Source organism: Chryseobacterium sp. Chry.R1, from assembly GCF_039645525.1.
GTDB lineage: Bacteria > Bacteroidota > Bacteroidia > Flavobacteriales > Weeksellaceae > Chryseobacterium > Chryseobacterium proteolyticum.
Window position 1 is genome coordinate 1,826,144 of the sequence record NZ_CP151793.1, and the last position, 23,612, is coordinate 1,849,755.

Here is a 23,612-nt window from a genome sequence, read left to right on the forward strand (position 1 = left end):
TATAGAGATGTAAAATTTATAAACTTTTTAGAGATTTTCATCACAGTTTGCCTTTGAACAGGGAGAAAATCATTGTTCTTTAAAACAAGGTAAGTTGCTGTGAAAATTGATTATGAAATTTCGACGAGCTTCCTCCAATCAATAATTTTTTTAAATTTTGATTCGTTAAATATTTCAAAAAGCCATTTCCTGCATTGAAGTCAATAAAGTATTTTGCTCTGTTTACAGCTGCTCCTAATTTCTTAAGATGATCCATGTTTAAAATCTGAAAACGCCTTGCCTGTACTATTTTTTTAGCTGTTTTTACACCAATTCCCGGAATTCGAAGAATCATTTGATAGTCAGCTGTCTGGAGATTGACAGGGAATTGATCAAGATGTCTTAATGCCCAGCTTAATTTGGGGTCAATTTCAAGATCGAGAAAAGGAAGATTGGGATCTAAAATTTCTTCTGCTTTAAAGCCGTAAAACCTCATGAGCCAGTCCGATTGATACAATCTGTTTTCTCTAAGCATTGGGACTTCAGTAGTTAATGAAGGCAATCTTTTGTCTTCCAGTACCGGTACATACCCTGAATAATAGACTCTTTTAAGGTTATAATTTTTATAAAAATGATCCGCGACTTTTATAATCTGAAGATCATTTTCATTGGTAGCTCCTACGATCATTTGGGTCGACTGACCGGCTGGTGCAAATTTCGGAACCTTCCGGAAGATCTTCTTTTCATCATTATATTGGGAGATTCCTTTCTGAATATAACGCATAGGACTGATCATGTCGGCCCTGTTTTTTTCAGGAGCGAGTAGCTTGAGTCCGCTTTCGGTTGGAATTTCAAGATTGACAGACAGACGGTCCGCATAGAGTGCTGCTTCCTGCATTAATTCATCGCTTGCTCCAGGAATGGATTTTAAGTGAATATATCCATTGAAATTTTCTTCAAGTCGTAATTTTTTTGCAACTCTCACCAGACGTTCCATGGTCGTGTCAGCATTTTTAAAAATGCCTGAACTTAAAAAAAGCCCTTCTATATAATTTCTCCGATAAAAGTTAATGGTAAGATCCACTACTTCTTCCACCGTAAAAGCTGCCCTTTTGATATCATTGGAGCTTCTTGAAACACAGTATGCACAATCATAAATACAATGATTGGTCAAAAGAACTTTAAGCAAAGAGACACATCGTCCGTCTTCTGTATAGGTATGACAAATCCCGCTTATGGAACTGTCTCCCAAAGCACCTTTTTTATTTTTTCGTGTTCCTCCGCTGGAAGAGCAGGAAACATCATATTTCGCTGCGTCAGCAAGGATTTCGAGTTTTTCTTTTAGGCGGTCAAAGTTCATATGTTATAATATAAGGACGATTTAACTCTGTGAATTTTAATTCAAAAGTAATTCCAAAATTGAGAAATGTCACCCTTTTTAACATAAAGTTATCAACAGAATAAAGTATCAAAATCAGTATATTTACGGTTCTTTAAAGTTATACTATGAATCATCAACCGATTGAAGGTTTTTCCAAATTGACCAAACAGGGGAAAATAGACTGGCTAGTCAATGAATATCTTGACGGCGATCAGGAATATCAAAAAATATTAAAGCAATACTGGAACGATAATACAGAACTTCAGAAGCTTCATGATGAATTTTCGGAAAATACGATCTCTAATTTTTATATGCCTTACGGAATAGCACCAAATTTTTTAATAGATGGGAAACTGGTGGCTTTGCCGATGGCTGTTGAAGAAAGTTCTGTAGTGGCTGCTGCATCTAAGGCTGCCAAATTCTGGATCGATAAAGGAGGTTTTAAAACGACCATTATTAATACAGAAAAATTGGGGCATACTCACTTCATTTTTAATGGAGAATCTCATAAACTATTGCATTTTTTTAATTTTAAATTAAAGAAAAAACTATTGGAGGCTACGGAAGCAATAACCGCTAACATGAGAAATCGTGGTGGTGGAATTTTGGATATTAAGCTGGTGGATAAGACTACTGATATGGCTCATTACTTCCAATTGAAGGCAAGTTTTGATACAGTGGATTCAATGGGAGCCAATTTTATAAATTCTTGTCTGGAGCAATTTGGGAAAACATTGAAAGAAGAAGTTGCTAAAGAAGAAGACTTTACCAAAGAGGAAAAAGATTCTTTACAGATCGTAATGAATATTCTCTCCAACTTTACTCCCGACTGTGTGGTTCGTGCTGAGGTTTCTTGTAAAATTGATGATCTTAAAGATGATAGCGGGATTTCCAACGAAGAATTTGCCAGAAAATTCAAACAGGCTGTAACGATTGCTGAAATTGAGCCGTTCCGTGCAACCACACATAATAAAGGAATTATGAATGGAGTGGATGCGGTGGTAATTGCTACGGGAAACGACTTCAGAGCAACAGAAGCCTGTGCACACGCTTACGCTGCAAAAGATGGTCAGTACAGGTCTTTGACTCATTGCACCACTGATAACGGAATTTTCAGATTTTGGATCGATCTTCCTATATCTGTAGGCGTTGTTGGCGGACTGACTAACCTCCATCCGTTAGTCAAGTTTTCATTAGCTCTTCTTGGTAAGCCATCTGCTCAGGAGTTAATGAGTATACTTGCTGTTTCAGGATTAGCACAGAATTTCGGGGCACTACGTTCGTTAGTGACCACGGGAATTCAGAAAGGACATATGAAGATGCATTTATTGAATATTCTGAATCAGATGGGAGCAACAGAAGAGGAAAAGCAACATTTTGTTATCTATTTCAAAGACAAAACAGTTACCCATCATGAGGTTATCACAGAGTTTAACAGAATGAGAGCCCAATAATATGTTTGGAATCATATTGTCAGCATTTATTTTAGTTTTCGGGATTTTTCTGAAAATAACCAGGAACCCCGGTTTTGCAAGGAGTAAAAATATGGCCTGGATGTTAATAGCTATCGGAGCTTTGTCTTTGGTGTTTAAAATTTTAAACTATAAATAAGACAGATTAATTGAAGATCTGATCTCATAAATTGATATAATGAAAACAATTACTTTAGTATTTGGTGCCGTTTATGGCATGTTATCGGTTATTTTAGGTGCGTTCGGAGCGCACGCTTTAAAGAAAATATTGTCAGTTGAAAGGCTGGAAAGTTTTGAAACAGGAGTAAGATATCAAATGTATGCTGCTTTCTTTCTGTTGATCATTGGATTCATTTTGAAATTTGAAACCTCTTCAGAAAAATGGGTTTCTATTTTGATGATTGCAGGAACAATGTTGTTTTCATTTAGTATATACTTCCTGAGTTTGCAGGACTATTTGGGAGCTAACCTGAAATTCCTGGGACCGATTACTCCACTCGGAGGCCTGTTAATGATCCTTAGCTGGGGAATGCTTATTCTTTATTTTGCTAAAAATAGGATCTAAGCGCAATGAAAATCAACAGAAGGCGAAGGTTAATCAGAACGTTTAATCTTTTAGATCAGCCCATCAGATTTAATCCATTTGTATTCAGCCGGACATTTTTTATGTGGGCTTTTACCGGATTGGTAGGTGGAGTCATTGCCGGACTGTATTGGATTGTATTGGAATATTGTACTGACATTTTAGCTCAGTATCAAGGTGGGATGGTGATTCCAACAATGGCCGTTTGCGGATTATTAGCCGGTCTGGTTATTCACTTCATCGGTGATCCGGGTGAAATTCATCTGATTGTTAATAATATCAGATTTAATAAAGGAAAGCTCGATCCTAAAAATAACCCTTCTATGATCTTGTCGTCGCTTTTTTGTGTCGCTTCAGGAGGTAGTTTGGGGCCTGAAGCTCCCCTGGTTCAGGTGACGGGATCTACAGGAACCTGGCTAGGGAAGATTTTCAGATTGAAGGGCGAGGAATTGAGGTCTTTAAGTATTGCAGGGATGGCATCCGGTTTCACTGCATTATTTGGTGCACCACTCGGTGGAAGTCTTTTTTCACTTGAAATTTTACATCATAAGCATGCTGTTGAATATTATAAAGCAATAATTCCTGCATTGGTCGCAAGCTGTTTCAGCTATGTAATGTTCGCATTGATTATTCATCTCGGGATAGGTGCTACATGGAACCTGAAAGCGTATCACTATTCCGGAGTTTACGATTTTATGTACGCTTGTATGTTTGCTGTTGTTGCAACATTTGTAGGATGGCTGTTTATTTTTGTAGTTAAGTTTTTCAAAAAAGTCTTCGAGTACAGAAACTTTCCCATCTATGTAAAAACATTAGTAGGTGGAATTGTTTTGGGTATTATTGCGTTTTACTTTCCCATTACCAGATACTTCGGACACCATGAAGTTAATGAGCTGATCGGAGGGGATTTTTCTCTGAACTTTTTACTTTTAATTCTGGTCTTTAAAATATTAGCGATAGCAATCACAGTGACCTCGGGCTGGAGAGGAGGGTTCATTATCCCTTTGTTTTTTGTGGGAACTACTTTGGGGCTGATCATACATCATCTTTTTCCATCAGTAGATACCACACTGGCAATTGTAAGCTGTATGGCTGCAATTAATGCTTGTGTAACCAGGACGCCTATGAGTACAACTATTATTCTTGGGACTTTAACAGGATTTACTTATTTTGTTCCGATACTTTTTGCGAGTTTAACAGGATATTTTCTGGCTCCGAAAATCCCTTTTATAGGATCTCAATCAGAAAAAATAACCGAAGAATAAAGAAAATATCAGGACCTGTTAAAAATCAAGGTGCTTACCATTTAATTTTTGGACTTAGAATCTTGAACTTCCATGTCTTTTTAGTAAATTTGTCAACCTTTATAATTTAAAATAAAATAATAAAAATAATATGAATCTTCACGAGTATCAATCAAAAGAGATTTTATCAAAGTATGGAGTAGCTATCCAACGTGGTTTCGTTGCAAACAACGTAGATGAAGCTGTAGCTGCTGCTGAAAAACTAACTGCTGAAACTGGCGCTCAAGGGTGGGTAGTAAAAGCTCAGATCCACGCAGGGGGTCGTGGTAAAGGTGGTGGTGTAAAGTTCTCTCCAAACATGGATAAGCTTAAAGAAAACGCTCAGAACATCATCGGAATGCAGTTGGTAACTCCACAAACTTCTGCTGAGGGTAAAAAAGTAAATTCTGTTTTGGTTGCAGAGGATGTATATTATCCGGGTGAAACAGAAACTAAAGAATTCTATGTTTCTATTTTATTAGACAGAGCTGAAGGTAAAAATACAATCGTATATTCTACTGAAGGTGGTATGGATATCGAGCATGTTGCTGAAGTAACACCTCATTTAATTCACAAAGAAATCATTGATCCTGCTTTAGGTCTTCAAGGTTTCCAGGCTAGAAAGATTGCTTTCAACTTAGGTCTTGAAGGAAATGCTTTTAAAGAATTTGTAAAATTCATCGGTTCTCTTTACAACGCATATACAGGAATTGATGCTTCTCTTTTCGAAATTAACCCTGTTTTAAAAACTTCTGATAATAAAATTATCGCAGTAGATGCTAAAGTAACTTTAGATGACAACTCATTGTTCCGTCACAAAGATTTAGCTGAGCTAAGAGATACCAGAGAAGAAGATCCAATGGATGTTGAAGCTGGTGAAGCTGGTCTTAACTTCGTAAAATTAGATGGTAATGTTGCTTGTATGGTAAACGGTGCGGGTCTTGCGATGGCGACTATGGATATCATTAAATTATCAGGTGGTAATCCTGCTAACTTCCTTGACGTTGGAGGAACTGCTGATGCTCAGAGAGTACAGACTGCTTTCGGAATTATCTTAAGAGATCCGAACGTAAAAGCAATCTTAATCAACATCTTCGGAGGTATCGTAAGATGTGATAGAGTAGCTCAGGGTGTTGTAGATGCTTACAAAGCGATGGGAAGCTTACCAGTTCCATTGATCGTGAGATTACAGGGAACCAATGCAGTTGAAGCTAAGAAATTAATTGACGAGTCTGGTCTTCCGGTACACTCTGCAATTACTTTAGAGGAAGCTGCTAACAAAGTAAAAGAAGTATTAGCATAAGCTAGCTACTTATTATAAAAATTAAAACCGCTTGAAAAAGCGGTTTTTTTATTTTCTATTTGTCCTGATTTGATGTAGGACTGCCATTGCTTTCTCCTCCTGTAATATTGATGCTGGTCGGGGTTACTAACAGGATGTTATCCGAATCAAGACGTTGCTTGATCTTCATATATGCATCACTCTTTACGCGGGTAATGTTGGCCCCGATGGTCATCCAGAATTTAGCCTGTAAATTGAATATGCCTTGTTTAAGATCGGTAAATACAACCTCAGCAGTATCCAGTTTGTCCACATATTCTAATCCTTTTATTACTTCCAGAATTCCCATTTGCGCCTTGTTGATATCTTCATCAGCCGGAATTTCAAAATTTAGGATTATTCTTCTCTGCGGAGAAGCAGTGATATTTGAAAAAGGAGAATTAAAAATGACCTGATTGGGAATATAAACCTTTTTACCGTCATCGGTTATAATCTTTGTTGTCAGAAAACCAATTTCCTGTACTGTCCCTGAATTATTCCCGATAGATACATAATCACCTACTTTAAAGGCTTTATCGATTCCAATAAGCATTCCTGAAAATATACTGGACACCAGATCCTTTAAAGCAACCCCGGCGATAACCCCCGCAACTCCCAGACTTCCGATGAATTTCCATAGAAAACTGCTGAATCCCATTATTTCTAATGCAATAAAACTACCCATTAGCATAATGATAAACCGGAATACGGCCAGTAAAGTTACCAATGAACTTTCTTTTTCACTTTTAGGAAATAATTTATGAAAGAGCTTTACAGCAAGTTTACTTAAATATTTACTTGAAAATAAGAAGAAAGAAAAAACCAGTACGCCCACAATCAATTTAGGGGTCAGTTCTGCAAATTTTAAATACCAGCTTTGTAGAACTCTGTAGACCACTTCAACATAGCTTAAACCAATTTTTTCCATGTATTAATTTTTTTTAATTTAATATGTAATTTTTCATCAAAAATTTTGCCAGTTTCAAAAAGTCTACTAAATTTGTAGACTAATAAACGATAATCTTATGTCAATCAAACTAGGAGATACCGCACCCAATTTTCAGGCAGAAACTACTGCCGGTGATCTTGACTTTTATAATTATCTGGGAGATTCCTGGGGAATTTTATTCTCGCACCCTGCAGATTATACTCCGGTTTGCACTACGGAGCTTGGCTTTACATCAAAGCTAAAGTCCGAATTTGAGGCAAGGAAAACCAAAGTAATTGCATTGAGTGTAGATGGAGTAGAAGACCATCAGAACTGGATCCGGGATATTAATGAAACTCAAAATACGGATGTGCAATTTCCTATTATTGCAGATAAAGACAGGAAAATTTCGGAATTGTATGATTTCATCCATCCTAATGCTTCAGCAACTGCAACCGTACGCTCTTTGCTTATCATTGATCCGGATAAAAAAGTACGTTTAATTATAACTTATCCTGCTTCTACGGGAAGGAATTTTAATGAAATTATAAGGGTTCTCGACTCTCTTCAATTGGTGGATTCCCATAAAGTGGCTACCCCTGTAAACTGGAAAAATGGAGAAGATGTCATTATTCCACCGTCTATATCAACAGAAGAAGCTCGGGAAATTTTTCCTAAAGGCGTTACAGAAATAAAGCCGTATTTAAGATATACGCCTCAACCGAATACATGATTTATTTGATTTTTTATAGTTTAGTTTTAATTTGTACGAAAAGCGCCTCGAAATTATTCGAGGCGCTTTTATCTTTTTCAAGAAAAATAATTTTCTTAACGACTAGTTTTTAACGTCGTTTATGATTTGTTTTCCTTTAGATGTAGGTAAGAAAATACTAAATCCTACGTTGAAGGTAAGGGTAGAAGTTAAACCGTTTTTACCGAAACCTGCAACACCATTGTATTTAACAAGTCCTTCAACACCGATGTTAGGTGTAATGAAGTAAGAGTATCCCGGACCTGCACCGAAATCTAACCCAGTGGTAGAGTTTCCTCCTTCGGTAGACGTTCCTCCAATACCAACGTTACCTTCGAAGAACCAACGTCCGTGATGTAAAAGATTATCTATACCTTTTTCACCTGGTGATACATAGTAACGACCTAAAGCTCCTACTTTGTACACAAAGTTTGTAGGTGATCCTTTTGCAACTTTGTTAAATCCTAAATCAACATATCCCCCAAGTGCTACGTTATCTTCAATGAAATAAGCCGCTTTCGGTTGTAAAGAGATGTTGTATCCTCCTCCCGTATTAAGACCAAAATTACTAGCTACAATACTACTACCAACCATCCAGTTACCTTTTTGAATCTGAGCATTGGCTGTTGTTGTTAATCCTGCTACCGCTACTATTCCTGCTAAAATTAGTTTTTTCATAATTTATAATTTTAATAATTAATGCTTATTTATTCTATGGGTGGTGAAAATCAATAAATGTGCCATAGTACTCATTTTTAGCTAATTTTACTAAAATAATGTTAAATTAAGAAAAATGAAAATCAAATTAATTTCCTTGTTTTATTGAATAAAATATAATTTTAGACAAGAAGTAATATAATGGAAACAACCAGTCCTACAGCAGTAAAAAGCATTCCGCGTTTGAATGCTTTTGTTTTTGGATTAAACATCCAGAAGCTTGAGATCACAAAGAAGAATAGGGCAATTCCAAAAAAAGTGTTAAGAGGAGATAGTGTCTCTTTTGACTGGGATTTATGAAGTTTTGTCATTTTATCCAGGACAAATGGCAGCTCTTTTTTTACGTACTTTGCCTCTCCGGTTGTCAGGTTATAGGCTCCCTGTTTGAAATATGCGATGTTTCCGATTCTATTTTCGATTTCTAAGTTTTTAATTTTTAATTCTTTTCCCAATTCCTTTTCAGAAAGGTTTTTAGCTACAATTTTGTCGTAATTTTTCTCCTTTTTTAAAAAGTCTGTGTCCCTGTAAACCAGCAATACACCGCTTATCGCATAAACAGCCATAATTCCCGCTAGGAAGTATCCTAAATAACGATGCGTAATCCTCATGAAACTTCTGGTATCTTTTATTTTATCCATATTTTATTGTTTTGCTTTTATTTTTTTTAATTTCAAAAGTGGAAACTGCAAAAATGCAGTTCCCACTTTTATTGAAAGAATTTTTATATTAAGAATTCTAGAGTCTGTATGTCAATGTAAAATAATAGTTTCTAGGTGTGATCGGATTCACTGAATAATTCTCATGAACATTGTAGTTTACGACATCAAAAAGATTGCCCACTTTACCTTGTATAGAGAATTTATTCCAACTGTAACCGACACTTATATCAACCGTCGTGAATTCGTTAATATCAATCATTCTTGTTTGTTGTAATTGCCCTTTTACATCATTCCAGCCTGCTTGTCTTTTTCCGGTATAGAATGCTGTAGCTCCTAGCTTCAGACCTTTTGCAAAATCCGTGAAGGTATAAAAAATAGACGCATTTGCTGTAAGGGCAGGAGTTCTTACCAATCTTTGATCTTCAACAAATCCGTTATCTGGAGTTTTTGTATACACAGTATTATTGTAAGAAATACCTCCTATTAAAGACAGGTATTTTGTTGGGTTTCCTGTGATATCCAATTCAACACCCCTACTTCTTATATTGCCGGCATATACTTTATATAATGCCACCTTATTATCTGCAAGATATGGAGATGTGTAAGCATCCCTGTTATTTATTTGATAAGCTGTTAAGTTTACAGCGATAGCATTGTTCCATAAATTTTTCTTAACCCCTACTTCGTATTGATCAATTGTTGATGCTTTTAAAGATTGATTGTTTACATCAAACCCTGAATTAGGTGAGAATGAATTAGTATACGTTGCAAAAACAGATAAATTATCATTAGGATTATAGATTAATCCTACTTTTGGCGATAAGGCATGAGCTTGTAAACCGCTGTTTACTGTAGGCGTTTCTGTTCCTTTTAAGAAATCTTTTACTTCTGTATCTTCATTTTTTAAATAAGACCATCTTATTCCTGCCAATACTTTAAACTCTTTGCTGAGGCTGATCAAGTCTTGTGCATAAAGACCAAATCTTTTCGTCGCTATTCTGTTTCTTGATGATCTATAAGTTTCAGGCATAACACCTTCATTAGACCATGAGGAAGAATTATTTAAATATAATGTTCCATAGTTAATGCTGGTAGGATTAGTAAAGTTGTAAGCATAAGTATCAGCTAAACCATAGTCTCCATCTGCTCCAAATAGAACCTTATGGATAATATTTCCGGTTTTAAACTCTCCATTTAGGTTAACTTGTAATGAAGTGTAATTTTGTTCAGTATAATTTCTTCCCAAAGTTCTGTTCCAGGATGGGTCAAAATTTCCTTTTGCAGATTCATACTGCCATTGAATTCTTTCTGTTGAAAAATAATCTTTTGTATAATTCTGGTAGGAAGCAACTGCATTTAGACTCCATTTACTGTTCAATTGATGGTTTAAAACAACGTCTGTAGTGGCTTGTTGGTTGGTTTGATATTGCCAGTTGGCACCTAAAAAACTCCTGCGGTCAACTTCAGTAGCTAATCTGGATATTCCAGTGGTTTTATCAGTAACACTTCCAATTCCAAAATCAGGAGTGAAATTATGATATAAATAATCAACCTCTACAATTAGTTGTGTGTTTTCACTCAAATTAAAAACAAAAGACGGGTTGAAATAATGCTTTTTAGATTCTACCATATCTCTGAAACTTTCGGCATATTCATAAGTTCCATTGACTCTGAAGGCTACCTTTTGGCTTAAAGGTCCATAAATGTCAAATACAGGTTTATAAGAATTCCAGCTTCCACCGTTTAATCCGACAGATCCACCAAATTCAAATCTTGGTTTTTTAGTTATAAGGTTTACAATTCCACCTGGCCCTACATTACCATATAACATAGCATTTGCACCTTTTAAAACTTCAACTCTTTCAAGTCCACTTACTTCAGGAAAAACTCCACTGTTTACTCTTGCTCCATTTTTGAAGATATTATCATTTCCAAATATAAAACCTCTTCCTCCAAAGCTATCCTGAGATCCTCCTCTTGCAGATGTCAAATAAATACCATTCACATTTTTAATAACATCACTTAGCTGCTTTGCCTGTTGCTGCTCAATAATTTCATGAGTTACAATAGCTATGGGCTGAGGATTTTCCATTACTGTCAGGTTTGATTTTGTAGATAATGTTCTTGCCTGGTTAGGATTTCCTGTTTTATGAAGATTGATGTCCTCAATGGTTTGAATTCTGATGGTATCTGCTTCAGCATTTTTCATCTGTGAACTCACTGAAATAGCAATAAATAGAAGACCTAAAGAAAGTAATTGTCTTTTCATTTTATTTTTATATAGAACAGTTTTAAATAAGCCGCAAATGTAAGTATTTGTTTAGAATAGATAAAAATAGTTTTATGATTTTAATCATATTTTCCGACTTGGTGAGATGGATTATTTCTATAGTTCCTTTAGATTGGGGAATAGAGAAGTTTTTATGAATATATTTGTTAAAAATTATAATATGCAATTGGTAAAAGCAGGGCTTTGTGCCTTTGGAATGAGTGGAAAAATTTTCCATGCACCCTTTTTGAAGGAGCATCCGGGATTTTTTATTGCTGCTGTGGTTGAAAGAAGTAAAGAAGAGTCGAAGGATAGATATCCGGAAGCAACCATTTACCGTTCTGTGGAAGAAATGCTTCAGCATGCAGATGTAGAGCTGGTCATTATCAATACACCGGTTCAGACACATTATGAATATGCCAAAAAAGCATTGGAAGCGGGTAGGAACATTATTGTGGAAAAACCTTTTACCGTAAATGTTTCTGAAGCTGAAGAACTGGTACAACTGGCTGAGGAAAAAGGACTGTTTCTTAGTGTATATCAAAACCGAAGATTTGACCGGGATTTTTTACAGGTTCAAAAAATTCTGGGTGAAGGAAAATTAGGAAACATTAAAGAGGTTGAGATTCGTTTTGACCGGTTCCGGACTACACCCAGCGGAAAACAACATAAAGAAAGCCCCGATCAATTGGGAGCCGGGTCACTTCATGATTTAGGAGCTCATCTGGTAGATCAGGCTGTACAATATTTTGGATATCCTGAAAAACTTTTTGCAGATGTATTTTCTATGAAAGGAGCGACGTTTGCCAACGATTATTTTGAGATTCTGTTATTTTATAAAGATGCTTTAAGAGTAAGGCTTAAATCTTCTGTTTTCAGTAAAGAAGGTCATTATGCCTATACCATTCATGGAGACCGGGGAACTTTCCTGCAGGAGAGAACCGATAATCAGGAAAATGAATTGGTAGCAGGTGCTATCCCCACATACGGAAAAGACTGGACACAACCTTTGAAAGAAGCGGATGGAATTTTAAACTTTTTGAATGATCATTCAGAAACAGAAAGAGTGCTTACCTCAAGTGAAGCTGGAAATTATATGAATTACTATCAGCAGATTTACGAACATATCGTGTTTGGATATGCATTGCCATCTCCTGGAAAAGAAGTCATTCAGAATATGAAAATCATTGATGCTTCTTTAGAAAGTGCAAAAGAAGAAAAAGTAATTAAACTATAAAGATCAATTATGAATGAGCTCAGAGTTTATGGTTGATATTCTTTAACACTAAAATTATCCTACTCTCTAACTCTTTGAACTCATTCATAAATCATCGTTTCTATTTTAAAGGAGCTCCTGAAGTTCCAGCCATCTCATTTCATGGTTTTCCAGTTTTTCTGAAACCGTTTCCAACTCTGAAGAAAGCTTAGCTATTTTCTCATAATCTACTTCATTGTTAAGTTTGTCTAGAATTTTGGAGCGCTGTTCTTCAAGTTCAGGCATTTCTTTTTCAATCGTGTCTAGTTCCCTCTGCTCTTTGAAACTTAATTTTCGTTTCGTACTGGAAGGTGGTGTATTTTCCACTACAGAAACAGTTTCCTTAACCGGCTCAGTCTTTACAGCCGTATTTTTTTCTAATGCTTCCTCGCGACTTCTGGCTTCCCTGTATTCTGAGAAGGTCCCTACAAAATCTCTGATTTTTCCATTGCCTTCAAAAGCCAAAACATGATCTACAATTCTGTCCATGAAATATCTGTCGTGGGAAACTATAATCAAAGATCCCTGGAACTGTTGAAGGAAGTTTTCAAGGACTGTTAATGTTGGAAGATCAAGATCATTCGTAGGCTCATCAAAAATCAAAAAATTAGGATTCTGATACAGGATATACATCAGGTGCAATCTTCTTTTTTCCCCACCGGATAATTTTGAAATAGGAGAATATTGCGTTTGATCATCAAATAAAAACAACCTTAAAAACTGGGATGCCGAAAGACTTTTTCCGTTGGCTAAAGGATAGAACTCGGCAATTTCTTTAATAAAGTCAATGACTCTCTCATCTTCTTTGTAAGTGAGCCCTTTTTGAGAAAAATAACCAAAAGAAATGGTTTCCCCTGTTTCTATTTCTCCTTTATCTGCTTTTTCAAGCCCCTGGATAATATTTAAAAGAGTAGATTTTCCCGCTCCGTTTTTACCTACGATTCCAACTTTCTCCCCACGTTGGAAAGAATAACTAAAATCTTTTAGTAAAACCTTCTCACCAAAACTTTTATCTATATTCTTTAATTCTAGAATTTTATTCCCAAGGCGTTTCATTTCAAAATCCAATTCCAGACCTTGTTTTGAAGTGTCTGTTTTTGCTACTTTTTCAGTTTCGTAAAAGGCATCAATTCTGCTTTTAGATTTCGTGGTTCTTGCTTTAGGCTGTCTTCGCATCCACTCCAGCTCTTTTCTGTAAAGATTATTAGCCTTGTCAATGGTAGCATTAAGATTATCCTCTCTGATCATCTTATTTTCCAGATAGGTAGCATAAGAACCATTATGGAAATAAAGGTTTCCGTCTTCCATCTCCCAGATAATACCGCAGACACTATCAAGGAAATAACGGTCGTGGGTTACGAGCAGTAAAGTAATCTTGGCTTTATTAAGATAGTTTTCAAGCCACTCTACCATTTCCACATCCAAATGGTTGGTTGGCTCGTCCATTATCAGTAATGTATGACGATGTTCTGCCCTGGTTTCCGTTAAAAGCTTGGCAAGTGCAACGCGCTTGATCTGTCCTCCGGAAAGTGTTCCCATCCTGGCTTCGAGATTTGTGATCTTAAGTTGGGAAAGGATTTGTTTCATCTCATTTTCCAGATCCCAGGCTTTATGGGCCTCCATATCCGCAAGAGCCTTTTCGATAAAATCAAGGTCCGTTGAGTGGAGTGACTGATGATAATTTTTAAGCGCTGTGATAGGAGCTGAATCAAGGGTCATCATGAATTCCTCAATGGTAAGTTTCGGATCATAATCAATTTCCTGGTCAAATAAAACAACCTGTATATCTTTATTGATAATTACATTTCCACTATCTGCAATTTCTTTTCCCATAAGGATCTTGAGCAGGGTAGATTTTCCAGTTCCGTTTTTAGCAACAATGGCTATTTTGTCTCCTTCATTAATATTGAAAGAAATATTTTTGAATAAAACTTTTAGTCCGTAAGATTTGGTAAGGTTTTCAGCAGCAACGTAATTCATTTCTATAAAGATTTCGTAGCGCGAAAATACGAAATATTGAAGGTTTTACCGGATAAAATATTTTCTTTGGTTTTTTGAATGAGGTAATGGGCTGACAGATTTTGTTTGCTAATTTATAATCCTTTTTTACCTTCGATCCAATAAGCCTGTGATCTTAAATTGGTGGAATGAACACCTTTTTCTTTCAGATATCTGCGTAAAAAAGACATCGTTTTTCCGTTTCCTGTCAAATAAAACGTGACTTCTTGGTTTTCAATGGCTTTTCGCTCTTCGTGGAGAAATTCATTGATTTGATTTAATATTGCCATCCAGTTGTTTTTAGAAGTATAGTAGCCGTATAAATCAAGTTTTTCGAGGCTTAAAGGATCTTCAAGCTCATGCAGGCATACAAAGGATTTTGAAGTTTTTTCTGCGGCTTCCCTGATGGCAATTGAACTTCCCAGGGAAGTCTCATCTCCAATTGAAAAATGAATTTTAGCCTCATGATCAAAGAATCTTTTTCCACGGGGTATAATCATTTTAAGAGAATCCCCGGCTGCCAGTTGGTTGATGAAGTGACATCCTGCAGCTTGGGTGTCATGTACATGGAAAAGGATATCAAAATTTCCTTTTTCTTTATCAAAATGAAAAGGGGAATAGTTTCTGAAATCCCGGTCATTGATACGGAAGCCTACCGCATATGCAGGTTCAAAGTAAACATCTGAAAGGTCGGTTTCAAAAGTTATCTGTTTAAGATCATCTGAAATATAGGTAGTTCTTGTAACGGTACAGTCTTTAAATTTTGATGGTAATAGATTTTCAACAGCGTCGTTGATCCATTTTGGTAAACTAGACATAATGATATTTTATTGCAAAGGAAGCTGCAAATGACAAAAATATCAATGGCCATTTTATGGAATTGATTGGACTATTCGTGGTTTACGAATTACTTTTTGCTTTTATTACGGAAAGATAATGGAGAGCCTCCTTCCGATCTGGAAAAGAGACGTGAAAAGTACGTATGATCATTATATCCCAGCTGATAGGCTATTTCTTTAACCGTGCAATTGGTGAAAAACAATAATCTTTTAGCTTCTATCAAAACTTCCTGTTGAATCCAGTATGATGGAGATTTTCCTGTTGCCTTGCTGATTACCTCAGTCAAATATCCTGGTGAAATGTTCATGATTTCTGCATACCCAGATGCGCTTTTCTGTGTAATGAAATTTTTTCTTACCAGGATCCTGAATTGTCTGGCCAGCTCCAATGTTCTGTTTTCTTTTTGTTTTTCATGAGAGCATTCATTCAGAAAGTGAGATGCAAACATTCCGGTATAAGCATTAAGCAAAGATTTTATGATAAAGAAATTTTCTTTTGTGGCCATCATCTCTTCTGTGCATGACTCAAAAAGAACCTGAGCCAATTTGTTGAATTTTTCAGACTCGGAATTGCTTACAGGCAAAGGCATAATATCCACGAGATATTCTTCAAAAGCTGAGCGGACAAAGTCAGGAACCAGGTCAACGTTTAAAGCAATGAACCATCCACAAGCATTATTCATAAGAAGCCCCTGATGGACCTGACCAGGTAAAACACAGTAAATATGTCCGTTTTTAGCCTCAATGATTTTAAAATCCACCATCATTTTTACATGTCCGGTTTGGAGAAATGTAAAGATATAATGACTATCCCTGTGGATTCCTTTATCTAAAAGATTATCCTCCGAACTATTGATTCGGTCCGTGATTCTTTCTACAATAAAACCATGATCGGAGATTGTACTGAGATCGTAGGTGGGAATTGTCTGTCTCATGTTGAATTATAAAATAAAAGCTAATAAGGTCTTACTGCGATAGCTTATCGTATTACTTTTGAAAAATTTAACTAAACAAAGATAAAATTTAATAATATGTTATGAGCTTTTAATCCTGTAAATAAAGATTTTTGTGTCAAACCTTTACCATGAAAAAACTTAATTTCTTATTGTTCCTATTCTGTGTGGAGTTTGCTAATGCCCAGATAATTTCAGGAACTGTCCTTTCGAGAGACGAAAACCGGCCTATTCCATATGTTAAAATAGGAGTTGAAAAAGAAAATATAGGTGTAATTTCCGATGAGAAAGGTAATTTTTCTATTGACCTTTCCAAGGCGAATACTTCAGGAAAGATAAGGATAGAAGTTCCGGGATATGATAGTTATACAATAGGTTTTCAGGATTTTATAAAAAACAGTACACAAAAGATTTTTTTAAAGGAAAAAGTACAGCATATCCAGGAAGTGAAATTGTCCCCTAAAAAGTTAGTAGATAAAAACTGGGGTGTCAATACAAAGACGAAAAGTGTCATGTACTCTGTAAATCCACAATTTAAAAAGGAAGACTTTCTGGGTGAAACAGCATTGGAATTTAATGCAAACAAAAGATCAAAAATAAAGAATATCAACCTGAATATTGCAAGCTATGTTTCCGACAGGCCGGTGTTAATGCGTTATAGTATTTATAGTGAAAAGAATGGTTTTCCGGACAAGAACATCCTCAATGAAGAGATTACAGTAAAGCTTACAGAAGATATGATACAATCCGGAACATATATATTGAGTGTTGATGATCGTAATATTTGGGTACAGGGTAAATTTTTTATAGGAATTCAGTTTTTACAGGAGTTTAAAGGTAAAGTGAATATCAGTGCAGCTCTCTTCAGAACAGGCTTCCTGAGGAAGTTTTACGGGGAATGGCAAAAAGTAACCTTAGCTGCTCCTGCGATAAATATCGATGTAAAAGTAGATAAAACAGGAAAAAATATGGAAGAACAATTGGAGGATGAGAGTCTTGCTGATCTGATTCCCGACCTTAGCAAATATGTTGGTGAGGCAGATCAATCAGGTTATGGTAAAAATCAGGACATAGGTAAAATAGTTAAAGTGAAAAATGCAGATTTATACTATGAGGTATATGGTGAAGGAGAACCCCTGGTATTGCTGCATGGAAATTCAGGAAGTATTAAAGATTTTTATCAGCAGATTCCTGTTCTTTCCAAGCATTACAAAGTTATTGCTTTAGATACGAGGGGTCAGGGAAAAAGTACAGATTCATCGAAAAAAGATTTGACTTATTCGGGATTTGCCGATGACCTTAAAATGGTGATTGATCATTTAGGATTTGAAAAGATACATATAGCAGGCTGGAGTGATGGCGGGAATACAGCCCTGGAGTTTGTTCTGAAATATCCCGAACGTGTTAACAAATTAGTGATTATCGGAGCTAACATTCAGCCTGATGGTGTAGATAAGCGTCTTGTAGACCATATGAAAACAGAACTTCAGGTTTTAGAAATTGAAAATAATCCTCAAAAGTTTAATCAGACCAGGATTTTAAAGATTATGCTCAAGGAACCTAACATCAGTACAGGATCTTTACATAAAATCCATAATCCCGTGTTGGTTATAGCGGGTGAAAATGATGTGATAAAAAAAGACCATACCGAATTGATCGCCAGAGAAATTCCGAACGCAAAACTGAGGATATACAAAAATGCAACCCATTTTGTGCCGTTTGAAGAAGCTCAACAGCTGAATGAAGATATGATGAAGTTTTTGGGGGAATAATTAATCCAATGTCATTCTTTTCAAAGACCAGGAACTACCGTTGTACATATCCAGGTCAACTTTAGTATTGATTCCGTGGACGATTCCGTTTTCAGTAAATTGCCAGAAATCCCATGTGTCATCAGGAGACGGAGTGGGTACATCATTATAATTAGCCAGCCACAGAGGATATCCGTCGAATTCACCTTTCAGAAAATCTTTATAATAATGGTAGTAAGTATAGATAATGGGTTTTGTACCATATGTCTCTTCTATGATTTTGCACCATACCTTAAGGTCTTCAACCAGTTTTTTATTGGTTTTTCGTTTTGGAATTTTTTCAATGTCCAGAATAGGAGGGAGGTCTCCGGTTTCCAGCTTTACATTGGCAAGAAAGTTATTAGCCTGAATAATAGGGTCTTCATCTGCTCTGTAAAAGTGATATGCGCCTCTTATAAGCTCATGCTTTTTGGCCTGGGACCAGAATTCATCAAAATGTTTATCAGCATTTTTATTTCCCATGGTAGCCCTCATAACCACAAATTCCAACGGAATGGTTTTGTTTCCAATGCTTAAACTATCCCATTTGATATCTTCTTTATTTTGATAATGGGAAATATCGAATCCGTATGTTTTATCGAGATTATCAGTGAGGATTTTTTGAATTCTTAGAGTTTCCTTTTCATTATTATGAAGCTTTTTATGGGTAAACTTATTAAAGTACAAAGCATAATAGTAACTGATGGATTGTTTAAGGTAAAAACCTGTGCCAATAAGTGCTACGATAAGAATAGCCAATAAAATCTTTCGACGAAATAAATAGTTTTTCCGTCTTTTATTATGAATGTTTTTGGCCGCTTTTTTGGTGTACTTTTTTTTCGTCATAAAGTTTTGCAAAACTAACTTTTTAACAAGTAAAATGCTAAATAAAATCTGTAAATTTGTATACTATGGAAACACGCGAAAAGATCATCATCATCGGAGGAGGTTTTGCGGGGCTACAACTTGCGAAAACACTGAACAATAAAAATAAAAAAGTAATTGTTCTCGACAGGGTAAACCATCATATGTTTCAGCCGCTTTTTTATCAGGTAGCGTGTGGAAGGATTGAACCTTCCAATATTTCCTTTCCGTTCAGGAAAATTTTCCAGAGATCCAGAAATATTCAGTTTCGTTTGACAGATGTTAAAGAGATCGATCCTTCTCAGAATAAAGTGATTACCGATGAAGCAGAGTTTCGTTATGATAAATTAATTATCGCAACAGGCTGTAAGACTAATTTCTTTGGGAACAAAGATCTGGAGGGTAAAGCTTTTGGAATGAAAAATACTCAGGAAGCGATTAGTATCAGAAATCATGTCTTAATGACTTTTGAGAAACTAATTCTTGAGAAAAGCAGAAGCGACGATGGAAACTGGAACATTGTTATTGTAGGTAGTGGTCCCACCGGTGTAGAGCTGGCTGGAGCCTTTGCTGAAATGAAAAAAGAAATCCTGCCGAGGGATTATCCTTACATGAATTTTGACCAGCTTAAAATTATTCTGGTCAGTTCGACGGAAAAACCACTTGCAGTAATGAGTGACGAGGCTCAGGATAAATCTGAAAAATACCTTAAGGACCTGGGGGTAACTTTTCTAAGTGGAGAGGTTGTTACCGAATATAACGGAGATAAGGTAATGATGAAAAGTGGAAAAGAAATCCCTTCGAACAATGTGATCTGGGCTGCAGGTGTTACGGGAAATGTAGTAGAAGGATTTCCTGAAGAAAAATTAATCAGAAACAGATATATAGTAGATCGATATAACAGAGTTAAAGGATACGATAATATTTTTGCGATCGGAGATATTGCTTATATGGAAACGCCTAAATATCCGCATGGTCACCCTCAGGTTGCGAATGTAGCGATAAATCAGGCAAAAAATCTGGGTAAAAATCTTTTGAAAAGCAATGAAAGTGAGTGGAAAGAATACGAGTATAAAGATAAGGGTTCTTTGGCAACCATTGGAAAACATCGGGCAGTAGTAGATTTACCATTTATTAAATTTCAGGGGTTCCTGGCATGGTATTTCTGGATGTTTTTACACTTAATGCTTATTTTAAGTGTAAGAAATAAGCTGGCGGTATTTTTCAATTGGATGTGGAGCTATTTTAATAAAGATTCGTCCCTGAGGCTCATTATTTCACCTACTAAGAAAAATGGAACATTACAATGAGAATTGATATTATAAGCGTACTTCCTGAGTTGATGGAAAGTCCATTTCAGACTTCTATTTTGAGAAGAGCAATGGAAAAAGGGTTAGTAGAAGTACATTTTCACCATCTGAGAGAATGGGCAATAAACAAACACAGGCAAATCGATGATGAGCCTTATGGGGGGGGAGCCGGTATGGTAATGATGGTTGAGCCATTGGATAAATGCATCTCCCAACTTAAATCAGAGAGAAGTTATGATGATGTGATCTATCTTACCCCTGATGGGGTTACCCTTAATCAGAAAATTGCAAACTCCCTTTCTATAAAAAATAACCTGATTTTTATTTGCGGACATTATAAAGGAATCGATCAAAGAGTAAGAGATCTGCATGTTACCAAAGAGATTTCAATCGGAGATTATGTTCTAACCGGCGGAGAACTTGCAGCGTGTGTCTTGGCAGACTCTATCATCAGGCTGATTCCGGGAGTGCTTAACGATGAGCAGAGTGCTTTAACGGATAGTTTTCAGGATGATCTTCTTTCACCTCCGATTTATACAAGACCGGAAAATTATAAAGGATTGGAGGTTCCCAAGGTTTTGTTAAGCGGAAATTTTAAGCAAATAGAAGAATGGAGACATGAAGAAGCCGTAAGAATAACAAAAGAGAAACGTCCTGACTTGCTATAATTTATTGATCATATTTGTAAATTTCGACCTCTTTTTTTTTCTTTTTTTGCAATTTCATATAAAAATGGAATAATAATTGCTATAGAAAGCAGAATAATAAAATAACAACTATTATGTTTTTATAGTTGTTTTTAATTAATATTAAGTATTATTTGCTGTTTTGATTTTGTTTTGTACGATTTTAAAACGAATTTGTTAAAAGTTTTAATATATTATATCGATTTGATTAAACTGTTTGAAAAAAAATTCTTTTTAGGACAAAATCAAAACGAATATTTCGTAATTTAACCCGGGAAAAATTCGTAATTTCAAAATTAAAACTATTGATTGAATAGAAATATGTGTTGATGGAGCTTTTTACTTTTTATAATGTAGAAAATTTATTTTTACCGGACATAAAACCAATTCATAAATTAGATCCGACGAAATCGGGTTTGAGGAATTGGGATGAACGTAAATATAATAATAAGCTTTTCAAGATTGCAAATGTATTTCAATTGATCAAAGAAGAAAATGGAGTCTTACCATTTTTAATTGGTCTGTCCGAGGTTTCCGGAAGGAAAGTACTGGAAGATCTTGTGAAGATGGATCCTTTTCATTCTGAATTTGGAATTGTGCATTATAACTCCATGGATGAAAGAAAGGTAGATGTAGCTATGCTATATGATAAAAGCAAAATAGAAGTAATAGACTCGGAGGCTATTACATTCTTTTTTGAAATTAAAAATAAAAACACAGAATATTACGATACAACTAGAGATGTACTCTATTCAAAATTAAAATATAAAGGAGAGATTATTAATGTCTTTATCGCTCACCTTCCCTCAAAGAGAGAAAAAGATGTTAATAAGCCTAAGAGAGACTTTATATTAGCAGAAATTCGTAACAGGATTTTAAATATTGTGAATAGCAGCAATGAGCATGTTGTTTTGTGCGGCGATTTTAATGAAAATCCGGATGATGAAAATTTAACTAATATCCTTTATGATGATAATCATAATAAAATATTAGAAAATCCGTTTAATGAATTGTTTTCAACAGGAAATTTTTCTACTTTTCATTATAAATCTGGCTTATTGTTTGATCAGATTATATTGTCGAAGTCATTTTTCAATGATCAGAACAATATAGGATTGTCATTTCAAAGTGCCGAAATATTTAAATCTGAAAAGATAAGCAGCCGGAATAAGCAATTTTCAGGTCGACCTTTCAGAACATATGCAGGTACGCGATATTTAGGTGGATATAGTGATCATTTTCCGGTTTTTGTAAAATTTAAAGAATAAAAAAAAAACATAAATAATAAAAAAAATTACAAGATGAAAAATTCAACAAATGCTAGCTATCATTTAGACTCAATCGACAAAGAAATTATCTACATGCTGATGGATAATGCTAAAACTTCTTTAGCCCATATCTCAAAACATGTAGGGATTTCGACAACTGCAGTGCACCAAAGAATCAAAAAGCTTGAGCACGCGGGAGTCATTGAGAATTCTATTTCATTTTTAAATCCAAAAAAAATAGGATATAAAGTTATTTCTTATATAGGAATCTTTTTGGATCAGCCTAGCCACTACCCAGATGTAGTAAAATCTTTAAAAGAAGTTAATGAAGTAGTAGAGGCTCATTACACCACAGGAAATTATACTATTTTCCTAAAAGTTCTTTGTAAAGATAACGACCATTTGATGCAGATCCTTAGTAAACTTCAAAAGTTAAAAGGTGTAACAAGAACCGAAACATTTATATCTCTGGAACAGGGAATAAGCAGACAACTGAAAGTATAATAAGTTATGAATATTGCCCAATATTTGGATTCAACATACCTGAAAACTCCTTCACAGTCCGGGATTTCAGAAAATGAAACTTTACAGAAAGATATAGATCTTACGCAGGAAGCTATTGATAATGGTATTTTTGCAGTGATGATCCGTCCGGATTATGTATCCGCGATCAAAAAATATATTCTGGAAAAGAATTCAAATGTTGTTGTTGGTACTGTGATTGGTTTCCACGAAGGAACGTATTCTGTGGAAGAAAAGATGGCAGAAGCAACAAAGGCAATTAATGACGGAGCGGACGAACTGGATTTTGTGATTAATTATAATGCTTATCTCAATGGAGATGTAGATTTAGTAAAAAAAGAATTTATACAATGTACTGCATTGTGTGTACAACATCATAAAGTAGCCAAATGGATTATTGAAATTGCTGCTTTAACCAATGCACAAATTGCAGACCTTACTAAACATATCTCAGAATGGGCAGCAGAAAATTTTTCTGACCAGGACTTATCTTCCATTTTTGTAAAGTCTTCTACCGGTTTTTATGAAACTACAGATGGAAAGCCAAATGGGGCTACTTTCGAAGGTATCAGAATAATGCTTGATAATGCCGGCAGACTTCCGGTAAAAGCAGCTGGTGGAGTAAGAACTCCTGAAGATGCGGAGAAAATGATCGGGATGGGAGTAAAGAGAATAGGAACTTCTTCAGCTCTATCTTTAATCAAAAATCAATCAGCGTCTGAAGCTTACTAAAAATAATTCAATTGTAACAATAAAAAAACCATCAGCATCTGATGGTTTTTTA

General features: G+C 35.5%; 21 protein-coding genes. 12 read left to right on the top strand and 9 right to left on the bottom strand.

Going from position 1 to position 23,612, the window contains the following annotated elements:
• Positions 1-79 precede the first annotated feature (79 nt).
• Positions 80-1,339, bottom strand: a complete 1,260-nt coding sequence (locus tag AAEU33_RS08435; RefSeq protein ID WP_345992008.1) for a putative DNA modification/repair radical SAM protein — start codon at positions 1,337-1,339, stop codon at positions 80-82.
• Between the two features lie 146 nt (positions 1,340-1,485).
• Between AAEU33_RS08435 and AAEU33_RS08440 the strand changes: the two genes are divergently transcribed.
• The 4 genes from AAEU33_RS08440 (at position 1,486) to sucC (ending at position 6,001) form a co-directional block, all read left to right on the top strand.
• A complete protein-coding gene (locus tag AAEU33_RS08440) occupies positions 1,486-2,814 on the top strand; it encodes a hydroxymethylglutaryl-CoA reductase, degradative (protein WP_345992010.1) in 1,329 nt (442 codons plus the stop codon).
• Between the two features lie 196 nt (positions 2,815-3,010).
• Positions 3,011-3,397 carry a DUF423 domain-containing protein gene (locus AAEU33_RS08445; RefSeq protein WP_172280429.1) on the top strand — a complete coding sequence of 129 codons (387 nt, stop codon included), beginning with the start codon at positions 3,011-3,013 and terminating at the stop codon, positions 3,395-3,397.
• Between the two features lie 5 nt (positions 3,398-3,402).
• Positions 3,403-4,680, top strand: a complete 1,278-nt coding sequence (locus tag AAEU33_RS08450; RefSeq protein ID WP_345992012.1) for a chloride channel protein — start codon at positions 3,403-3,405, stop codon at positions 4,678-4,680.
• Between the two features lie 130 nt (positions 4,681-4,810).
• A complete protein-coding gene (gene sucC / locus AAEU33_RS08455) occupies positions 4,811-6,001 on the top strand; it encodes an ADP-forming succinate--CoA ligase subunit beta (RefSeq protein ID WP_076390839.1) in 1,191 nt (396 codons plus the stop codon).
• Positions 6,002-6,056: 55 nt separating this feature from the next.
• Here the strand turns inward: sucC and AAEU33_RS08460 are convergent, their stop codons facing one another.
• A complete protein-coding gene (locus tag AAEU33_RS08460) occupies positions 6,057-6,947 on the bottom strand; it encodes a mechanosensitive ion channel family protein (protein ID WP_345992014.1) in 891 nt (296 codons plus the stop codon).
• A 97-nt stretch (positions 6,948-7,044) separates the two neighbouring features.
• On the opposite strand from AAEU33_RS08460, the gene AAEU33_RS08465 reads away from it, so the two are divergent.
• Positions 7,045-7,680, top strand: a complete 636-nt coding sequence (locus AAEU33_RS08465) for a peroxiredoxin (protein WP_172280423.1) — start codon at positions 7,045-7,047, stop codon at positions 7,678-7,680.
• A gap of 102 nt (positions 7,681-7,782) precedes the next feature.
• Here the strand turns inward: AAEU33_RS08465 and AAEU33_RS08470 are convergent, their stop codons facing one another.
• The 3 genes from AAEU33_RS08470 to AAEU33_RS08480 all read right to left on the bottom strand — a co-directional run bounded on the left by AAEU33_RS08470 (position 7,783) and on the right by AAEU33_RS08480 (position 11,343).
• The gene (locus AAEU33_RS08470) at positions 7,783-8,376 is read right to left on the bottom strand and encodes a hypothetical protein (RefSeq protein WP_172280422.1); all 594 of its coding nucleotides are present in this window, start codon (positions 8,374-8,376) and stop codon (positions 7,783-7,785) included.
• A gap of 161 nt (positions 8,377-8,537) precedes the next feature.
• Complete coding sequence (locus tag AAEU33_RS08475) at positions 8,538-9,053, bottom strand: hypothetical protein (RefSeq protein WP_345992015.1); 516 nt, start codon at positions 9,051-9,053, stop codon at positions 8,538-8,540.
• A gap of 97 nt (positions 9,054-9,150) precedes the next feature.
• Positions 9,151-11,343: a TonB-dependent receptor gene (locus AAEU33_RS08480; protein WP_345992017.1), complete on the bottom strand. Its 2,193-nt coding sequence runs from the start codon at positions 11,341-11,343 to the stop codon at positions 9,151-9,153.
• A 181-nt stretch (positions 11,344-11,524) separates the two neighbouring features.
• Here AAEU33_RS08480 and AAEU33_RS08485 point away from each other — a divergent pair, with 181 nt between their 5' ends.
• The gene (locus tag AAEU33_RS08485) at positions 11,525-12,580 is read left to right on the top strand and encodes a Gfo/Idh/MocA family oxidoreductase (protein ID WP_345992019.1); all 1,056 of its coding nucleotides are present in this window, start codon (positions 11,525-11,527) and stop codon (positions 12,578-12,580) included.
• A 105-nt stretch (positions 12,581-12,685) separates the two neighbouring features.
• On the opposite strand, the gene AAEU33_RS08490 is transcribed toward AAEU33_RS08485, so the two are convergent.
• The 3 genes from AAEU33_RS08490 to AAEU33_RS08500 all read right to left on the bottom strand — a co-directional run bounded on the left by AAEU33_RS08490 (position 12,686) and on the right by AAEU33_RS08500 (position 16,370).
• Positions 12,686-14,578 (bottom strand): ABC-F family ATP-binding cassette domain-containing protein, encoded by a 1,893-nt coding sequence (locus AAEU33_RS08490; RefSeq protein WP_345992021.1) that lies wholly within the window; start codon positions 14,576-14,578, stop codon positions 12,686-12,688.
• A 113-nt stretch (positions 14,579-14,691) separates the two neighbouring features.
• A complete protein-coding gene (locus AAEU33_RS08495) occupies positions 14,692-15,414 on the bottom strand; it encodes a siderophore-interacting protein (protein WP_345992023.1) in 723 nt (240 codons plus the stop codon).
• Positions 15,415-15,503: 89 nt separating this feature from the next.
• A complete protein-coding gene (locus tag AAEU33_RS08500; protein ID WP_345992025.1) occupies positions 15,504-16,370 on the bottom strand; it encodes a helix-turn-helix domain-containing protein in 867 nt (288 codons plus the stop codon).
• A gap of 149 nt (positions 16,371-16,519) precedes the next feature.
• Here AAEU33_RS08500 and AAEU33_RS08505 point away from each other — a divergent pair, with 149 nt between their 5' ends.
• The gene (locus AAEU33_RS08505) at positions 16,520-18,160 is read left to right on the top strand and encodes an alpha/beta fold hydrolase (RefSeq protein WP_345992027.1); all 1,641 of its coding nucleotides are present in this window, start codon (positions 16,520-16,522) and stop codon (positions 18,158-18,160) included.
• On the opposite strand, the gene AAEU33_RS08510 is transcribed toward AAEU33_RS08505, so the two are convergent.
• Complete coding sequence (locus AAEU33_RS08510; protein WP_345992029.1) at positions 18,161-19,024, bottom strand: GH25 family lysozyme; 864 nt, start codon at positions 19,022-19,024, stop codon at positions 18,161-18,163.
• 65 nt (positions 19,025-19,089) lie between these two features.
• On the opposite strand from AAEU33_RS08510, the gene AAEU33_RS08515 reads away from it, so the two are divergent.
• The 5 genes from AAEU33_RS08515 (at position 19,090) to deoC (ending at position 23,560) form a co-directional block, all read left to right on the top strand.
• The gene (locus tag AAEU33_RS08515) at positions 19,090-20,352 is read left to right on the top strand and encodes an NAD(P)/FAD-dependent oxidoreductase (protein WP_345992030.1); all 1,263 of its coding nucleotides are present in this window, start codon (positions 19,090-19,092) and stop codon (positions 20,350-20,352) included.
• Positions 20,349-21,020 carry a tRNA (guanosine(37)-N1)-methyltransferase TrmD gene (gene trmD, locus AAEU33_RS08520; protein ID WP_345992032.1) on the top strand — a complete coding sequence of 224 codons (672 nt, stop codon included), beginning with the start codon at positions 20,349-20,351 and terminating at the stop codon, positions 21,018-21,020. Before AAEU33_RS08515 ends, trmD begins: the two co-directional genes overlap by 4 nt.
• A 347-nt stretch (positions 21,021-21,367) precedes the next feature.
• The gene (locus tag AAEU33_RS08525) at positions 21,368-22,306 is read left to right on the top strand and encodes an endonuclease/exonuclease/phosphatase family protein (RefSeq protein ID WP_273649376.1); all 939 of its coding nucleotides are present in this window, start codon (positions 21,368-21,370) and stop codon (positions 22,304-22,306) included.
• A gap of 33 nt (positions 22,307-22,339) precedes the next feature.
• Positions 22,340-22,810 carry an Lrp/AsnC ligand binding domain-containing protein gene (locus AAEU33_RS08530; RefSeq protein WP_172280401.1) on the top strand — a complete coding sequence of 157 codons (471 nt, stop codon included), beginning with the start codon at positions 22,340-22,342 and terminating at the stop codon, positions 22,808-22,810.
• 6 nt (positions 22,811-22,816) lie between these two features.
• Positions 22,817-23,560 (top strand): deoxyribose-phosphate aldolase, encoded by a 744-nt coding sequence (gene deoC / locus AAEU33_RS08535; protein ID WP_345992034.1) that lies wholly within the window; start codon positions 22,817-22,819, stop codon positions 23,558-23,560.
• Positions 23,561-23,612 lie beyond the last annotated feature (52 nt).